This window comes from Streptomyces sp. NPDC002845, from assembly GCF_053591955.1.
In genome coordinates this window covers 109,298-115,316 of the sequence record NZ_JBSFUU010000029.1, presented here as the reverse complement: position 1 = coordinate 115,316, position 6,019 = coordinate 109,298, and the positions used below count along the sequence as shown (strand labels likewise).

At 70.3% G+C, this 6,019-nt stretch carries 8 protein-coding genes; 5 read left to right on the top strand and 3 right to left on the bottom strand.

All coding sequences use genetic code 11. From position 1 onward, the window contains the following. The first annotated feature begins 325 nt into the window (after positions 1-325). Complete coding sequence (locus ACWD3C_RS22430; RefSeq protein ID WP_451146511.1) at positions 326-1,660, top strand: M18 family aminopeptidase; 1,335 nt, start codon at positions 326-328, stop codon at positions 1,658-1,660. Positions 1,661-1,700: 40 nt separating this feature from the next. Here the strand turns inward: ACWD3C_RS22430 and ACWD3C_RS22425 are convergent, their stop codons facing one another. Continuing rightward, positions 1,701-2,084, bottom strand: a complete 384-nt coding sequence (locus ACWD3C_RS22425; protein ID WP_451146509.1) for a hypothetical protein — start codon at positions 2,082-2,084, stop codon at positions 1,701-1,703. Between the two features lie 79 nt (positions 2,085-2,163). Here ACWD3C_RS22425 and ACWD3C_RS22420 point away from each other — a divergent pair, with 79 nt between their 5' ends. Then, a complete protein-coding gene (locus ACWD3C_RS22420; protein WP_451146507.1) occupies positions 2,164-2,508 on the top strand; it encodes a hypothetical protein in 345 nt (114 codons plus the stop codon). A gap of 317 nt (positions 2,509-2,825) precedes the next feature. Further along, positions 2,826-2,969 (top strand): hypothetical protein, encoded by a 144-nt coding sequence (locus ACWD3C_RS22415; RefSeq protein ID WP_451146505.1) that lies wholly within the window; start codon positions 2,826-2,828, stop codon positions 2,967-2,969. 80 nt (positions 2,970-3,049) lie between these two features. On the opposite strand, the gene ACWD3C_RS22410 is transcribed toward ACWD3C_RS22415, so the two are convergent. Then, positions 3,050-3,442 (bottom strand): cupin domain-containing protein, encoded by a 393-nt coding sequence (locus ACWD3C_RS22410; protein WP_451146503.1) that lies wholly within the window; start codon positions 3,440-3,442, stop codon positions 3,050-3,052. Between the two features lie 53 nt (positions 3,443-3,495). On the opposite strand from ACWD3C_RS22410, the gene ACWD3C_RS22405 reads away from it, so the two are divergent. Both ACWD3C_RS22405 and ACWD3C_RS22400 read left to right on the top strand, forming a co-directional pair. Beyond that, positions 3,496-4,506 (top strand): GlxA family transcriptional regulator, encoded by a 1,011-nt coding sequence (locus ACWD3C_RS22405; RefSeq protein WP_451146501.1) that lies wholly within the window; start codon positions 3,496-3,498, stop codon positions 4,504-4,506. Continuing rightward, positions 4,503-4,997 (top strand): LURP-one-related/scramblase family protein, encoded by a 495-nt coding sequence (locus ACWD3C_RS22400; RefSeq protein ID WP_451146499.1) that lies wholly within the window; start codon positions 4,503-4,505, stop codon positions 4,995-4,997. The genes ACWD3C_RS22405 and ACWD3C_RS22400 overlap by 4 nt, the downstream gene beginning before the upstream one ends. 113 nt (positions 4,998-5,110) lie before the next feature. Here ACWD3C_RS22400 and ACWD3C_RS22395 read toward each other — a convergent pair whose 3' ends face one another. Then, positions 5,111-5,905, bottom strand: a complete 795-nt coding sequence (locus ACWD3C_RS22395; RefSeq protein ID WP_451146497.1) for a carbon-nitrogen family hydrolase — start codon at positions 5,903-5,905, stop codon at positions 5,111-5,113. Between the last annotated feature and the right edge of the window lie 114 nt (positions 5,906-6,019).

The window sequence follows — 6,019 nt, the reverse complement described above, 5'->3', positions numbered from 1 at the left end:
CAACGGTCCACGAAGTTCGCATAGAACCTGAAGTGAAGCAAACCGGGGCAACATTGAAAGCCGCCTTTCGGAATGAACCTACGTAAACGCCCTCTAAGAGGTCGTTCCGGGAGGTCATTCCGAGAGGCCGTTCCAAGAGGCCGTTCCAAGAGGCCGTTCCAAGAGGCCGTTCCGAGAGGTCCGCCTCGCCCCTCCCGGCCCTTCTCGACCCTTCTCGACCCCTCTCGGCCTCCTCAGGTGCGATTGTCCGACCCTCACACCCCCCTTACGAGGGCCCGCTCCCGGCCACCGGGAGCGGGCCCTCGTACGTCGTTAAGGTGAACTCATGAGCACACCCCCACGCTTCGATCGCGGCCACACCGACGACCTCATGACCTTCCTGGCGGCGAGCCCGTCCCCGTACCACGCGGTGACGAATGCCGCGGGGCGGCTGGAGAAGGCCGGTTTCCGGCAGGTCGCCGAGACGGACGCGTGGACTGTGACATCAGCGGCTGACGCCGCGGGGACGCACGGCGGCAAGTACGTGCTGCGCGACGGCGCGATCATCGCCTGGTACGTCCCCGAGGGCGCCGAACCGCACACCCCGTTCCGCATCGTGGGCGCACACACCGACTCCCCCAACCTCCGCGTGAAGCCCCGGCCCGACACCGGCGCCCACGGCTGGCGTCAGGTCGCCGTCGAGATCTACGGCGGCCCCCTGCTCAACTCCTGGCTGGACCGCGACCTCGGCCTCGCCGGCCGGCTCTCGCTGCGCGACGGCACGACCCGCCTGGTGAACATCGACAGACCCCTGCTCCGCGTCCCCCAGCTCGCCATCCACCTCGACCGCTCGGTCAACTCGGACGGCCTGAAGCTCGACAAGCAGCGGCACCTCCAGCCCATCTGGGGCCTGGGCGACGATGTCCGGGACGGCGACCTGATCGCGTTCCTGGAGGCGGAGGCGGGCCTCACCCCCGGCGAGGTCACGGGCTGGGACCTGATGGTCCACTCCGTCGAGGCACCCGCCTACCTGGGCCGCGACAAGGAACTGCTCGCCGGCCCGCGCATGGACAACCTGCTGTCCGTCCACGCCGGTACGGCGGCCCTCGCCGCGCTCGCCACCGCCGAGGCCTCCGGTGACGTGACCGTGCCGTGCATCCCCGTGCTCGCCGCCTTCGACCACGAGGAGAACGGCTCCCAGTCGGACACCGGCGCGGACGGCCCGCTGCTCGGCAACGTGCTGGAGCGCTCGGTGTTCGCGCGCGGCGGCTCGTACGAGGACCGGGCGCGCGCCTTCGCGGGCACGGTCTGCCTCTCCTCCGACACCGGCCACGCCGTCCACCCCAACTACGCCGAGCGCCACGACCCGACGCACCACCCCCGCGCGGGCGGCGGCCCCATCCTCAAGGTCAACGTCAACAACCGCTACGCCACGGACGGTTCGGGCCGCGCCGTCTTCGCCGCCGCCTGCGAGAAGGCCGACGTGCCCTTCCAGTCCTTCGTCTCCAACAACTCCATGCCCTGCGGCACGACCATCGGCCCCATCACCGCGGCCCGCCACGGCATCAAGACGGTCGACATCGGCGTGGCCATCCTCTCCATGCACAGCGCCCGCGAACTCTGCGGCGCGGACGACCCGTTCCTCCTCGCCAACACGCTGGTGGCGTTCCTGGAGGGCTGAGCCGGGCCCTCAGCACCCGGAGGCCCCCTCCGGCGGTGCCTCAGTCGCCCTCGTAGAGCCGGTCGAGACCGACGAGCTGGACGGTGGGATCGGCGTCGGCGAGTGCGCGGAGTTCGCCGGTGAAGCCCGCCCCGCTGAAGCAGAGCAGACGGGTGTCGGGGGCGTGCAGGCCGGGGCGCCCGCGCAGCAGTTCGCGGATGCGGCGGAGACGGTCGAGGTGGCCGACGCCCATCGTGTCGTTCCACTTGGCCTCACCGATGGTCGGCAGGGTCTCCCGGCCATCGTCGGCACGGCCGAAGACGGCCAGGTCCACCTCGTGGCTCGCCTTGGCCCCAGGGTCCGCGACCGTGCCCGATTCGACGCGGGTGCGCCGTCCGCCGAGGGTGTCGGCGGAGGCGTACCAGCGGGCCCACAAGGTCGACACCCGTGCCGCTGCCAGGTGCTAGCAGTCAGGCTGGGGCACCCTCGTACTCGTAGACGAGGCGAAAGGACGGGCGGAGCATATGGCGGCCCACACGCCGGCTGAGCAGGCCCTGGCCCGCTCATACACCACCGGTGACGGCAGTATGAGGTTCAGCATCACCGATCTGTCGGTCGATCACCACCCCGACCCCAGTGCGACGTTGACGTACTGGCTCACCGCAGAGCGTCAGGGCCATCCCGACGAGCGCTGGGTGGTCACTCTTCCCTGGGACGACAAGTCCTTCGCAGACGTGCTCACCTCGTCGTCCCCCGATCCCGACCGACTCCAGCAACTCGTGCACATCGTCCACACCCTGCTGGAAGAGTGGTGGGACACCAAGGGATACAACCGGCAGTCGGCGAAAATGGGACGCCAACGTCCTTGAGCCGCCGACTCTCTTGAGGTCGGGCCCCGCCTCTCCCCGAAGGATGGGCGGCGGGGCCCGACTTCGATGTACGGGTAGCGGCGACGGCACCACCGAAGCAGGGGCCCTCGCCGCGCAGGCTCTTCCGGACTGATCGCCGACGGTCGTGCTCAACGGTCTCGGTGTGCCGTCGTTGCCGCCAGGGTCGCCGTCATCGTTCATGCGGTCGGCGCCTCGCCGGCCCTAGGCCTTCGGCCAGTCCCGCGCCCAGGCCGAACACGCCCAAGCCGACGGCTGAGTGCCACAGCTCACCGACGGTATGGATCACCACTGCGGTGATGAGCAGCATCGCAGCGGCCCACGCCGGTATCCCTGCGGCCAGCGAGATCATCGAGCAGGAGACAAGGAAGGCCACGCCCGCTCACCGGCAGGCGTTGCGGCCGGCCTTGGGGGAATCGATGCTACGGCTGGCCCGTACCTGAAAGGCGACGACGATCACGGTGCCGGTGAGCATCGTGCCCGAGACGAGCCAGTGCGGCCCTCCTCACCGCAGTGAAGCGCGTCAGGCCAGCGGACGCCCCGTAGTCGCGTCCACGTGTGCCGGGATCTCGTCGTGGCGGTCGCCCACGGTCGACGTGCCCGTGGGCTCGAACATCAGGATCGATGCCCCGGCCGGTGCGATCGGCTTGTGCTCCGTCCCGCGCGGGACCGTGAAGACCGAGCCCTGCGGCAGCACAACGGTCCGCTCACCGGCCGGCTCCCGCAGGGCGATGCGTAGTTCGCCCTCCAGAACCAGGAAGAACTCGTCGGTGTGTTCGTGAACGTGCCAGACGTGCTCGCCCTCCACCTTGGCAACGCGTACGTCGTAGTCGTTGACGGCGGTGACGATGCGGGGGCTCCACAGGTCGGTGAAGGAGGCGAGGGCGGTGGACAAGGAGACGGGTTCGCTGTTCATGTCCGTCATCCTCGGCGCTGGCCCGGCACCCGCACGAGTGCTAGGAATCGCACATGCCGCAAGGATCCTCGCAACCGCCGGGACGGCGACCGCACCGGGCCGCCGTGATCGTCGACGAGAGCACGAACCCGTTCGAGGTCGGTGTCGCGACCGAGCTGTTCGGGCTGCCACGTCCGGAACTCGGCCTCCCGCGTCCCTTGTACGAGGTGACACTGTGCACGCCCACGCCCGAGGTACGGATGAACCACGGGTTCTTCACGCTCACCGACGTGCCCGGTCTGGAGGCCGTCGACGAGGCCGACACCCTCGTCGTACCCGGCCGCCCGGACAACGTCGTACCGCGCACGGCCGCCGTCCTCGACGCCATCCGGCGCACCCACGCGCGCGGGGCCCGCGTCCTGAGCTTCTGCACCGGCAGCTTCGCGCTCGCCGAGGCCGGGCTGCTGGACGGGCGGCGGGCCACGACCCACTGGCGCTGGGCCGACACCTTCCGGGAACTGCATCCGAAGGTCCTGCTGGAGCCGGACGTGCTGTTCGTGGACGAGGGTGATCTGCTGACCGCCGCGGGCAGTGCGGCCGCCCTCGACCTCGGGCTGCACATCTGGCGCCGGGACCACGGCGTCGAGATGGCGAACGCGGTTTCCCGGCGGCTGGTGTTCGCCGCGCACCGGGACGGCGGGCAGCGGCAGTTCGTGGAGCGGCCCCTGCCGGACGTGCCGGACGAGTCGCTCGGTCCGCTGCTGGCGTGGGCGCAGGAACGGCTGGCCGAGCCGCTGACGGTCGCGGACCTCGCCGCACGGGCCGCCGTCTCGCCGGCCACGCTGCACCGGCGCTTCCGCGCCCAGCTCGGCACGACGCCGCTGGCATGGCTGACAGGGGAGCGGGTGGCCCTCGCGTGCCGGCTGATCGAACACGGGGAGGAGCGGCTTGACGTCGTCGCCCGGCGCAGCGGGCTCGGAACCTCCGCCAACCTGCGGGCGCGACTGCGGCGCGAGACCGGCGTCAGCCCGTCGGCCTACCGGCGGCGTTTCGGGACGGGGTCCGGGGAACGGGTGAGGACATGAGATTCCTCGTACGCGAACGACTCCTCGGTATCGGTGACGACTACTGGATCGAGGACGAGCGCGGCAACAAGGCGTACCTCGTCGACGGCAAGGCCATGCGGCTGCGGGACACCTTCGAGCTGAAGGACCGGCAGGGGCAGGTCCTGATCGACATCCGGCGGAAGATGTTCGCCCTGCGGGACACGATGGTGATCGAGCGGGGCGACGAACCCCTCGCGACCGTCCGCCGCAAACGGCTCTCCCTGCTGCGCAACCACTACCGGGTGTCACTGGTCGACGGTACCGAGCTCGACGTCAGCGGCAAGATCTTCGACCGCGAGTTCGCCGTGGAGTACGAGGGTGAACTCCTCGCCGTGATCTCCCGCCGCTGGCTGCGCGTCCGGGACACGTACGGCATCGACGTCGTACGGCGGGAGGCGGACCCGGCGCTGCTGATCGCGGTGGCGGTGTGTGTGATCAACCTGGCGGAGCGGGAACGGGAGGACGACTGAACGCTCCGCCGTGGTGCGGAACGCGAGCTGCGGATTGTGTGTGGCCGGTCGTGCCCGCGCGGCGGTGCGGCGGCGTGACCGGCCAGGGTCCGGCCAGGATCCGGCCAGAGGGGTCAGCGACGCGGCGTCTCCAGCCCCAGTACCCGGTCCTTCAGCGCCGGGAACTGGTCCCGGGTCGTGGCGACCTTCGCCGGATCGAAGTCCACGGAGAGGATCTCCTCACCCGCACCCGCCTCCGCGAGCACCTCGCCCCACGGATCGACCACGATCGAGTGACCGGCCTGTGGAACTCCGGCGTGCGTGCCGGCCGTTCCACACGCGAGGACGAAGGACTGGTTCTCGACGGCCCGGGCCTGGGCCAGGAGCGTCCAGTGGGAGCGGCGGCGCTCGGGCCAGCCCGCCGGGATGACAAGGGTCTCGGCGCCGTCGTCGACGAGGCCGCGGAAGAGTTCGGGGAAGCGGAGGTCGTAGCAGGTCGCGAGACCGAGGGTGGTCTCGGGCAGACGGGCCGTCACCAGGTCGCCGCCCGCGCCCATCAGCACGGCCTCGCCCTTGTCGAAGCCGAAGCGGTGGATCTTGCGGTAGGCGGCGGCGAGTTCACCGGAGGGGGAGAAGAGGAGAGAGGTGTTGTAGAGGGGGCCGCCCGGGTCTCTCTCGGGGATCGAGCCCGCGTGCAGCCACACGCCCGCGTCGCTCGCGGCCTTGGACATGACCTCGTACGTGGGCCCCTCCAGCGGCTCGGCCTCGGCGGCGAACGACTCGTACGCGAAGGCCCCGGTGGTCCACAGCTCGGGGAGGACGACGAGATCGGCACCGGCCTGATCACGGACCAGGGAGGCGGCACGCAGCCGACGCGAATCGACTGATTCATCCTGGTCTACGGCGATCTGGATCAGAGAGGCGTGCACACTACCACCGTCCTGGCATTCGAGTCGTCCACACGGGCCTACGATCGTCACACGAAAGCACTGCCGGGGTGCCCCGCAGCAGCGTAACTTAACGTTCCACAGCACCCGCCGACA

Bases quoted from the DNA above. Each gene is read 5' to 3' on its own strand.
- ACWD3C_RS22430 (WP_451146511.1), top strand. From the start codon at position 326: ATGAGCACACCCCCACGCTTCGATCGCGGCCACACCGACGACCTCATG.
- ACWD3C_RS22420 (WP_451146507.1), top strand. From the start codon at position 2,164: ATGGCGGCCCACACGCCGGCTGAGCAGGCCCTGGCCCGCTCATACACC.
- ACWD3C_RS22415 (WP_451146505.1), top strand. From the start codon at position 2,826: ATGAGCAGCATCGCAGCGGCCCACGCCGGTATCCCTGCGGCCAGCGAG.
- ACWD3C_RS22410 (WP_451146503.1), bottom strand. From the start codon at position 3,442: ATGAACAGCGAACCCGTCTCCTTGTCCACCGCCCTCGCCTCCTTCACC.
- ACWD3C_RS22405 (WP_451146501.1), top strand. From the start codon at position 3,496: ATGCCGCAAGGATCCTCGCAACCGCCGGGACGGCGACCGCACCGGGCC.
- ACWD3C_RS22400 (WP_451146499.1), top strand. From the start codon at position 4,503: ATGAGATTCCTCGTACGCGAACGACTCCTCGGTATCGGTGACGACTAC.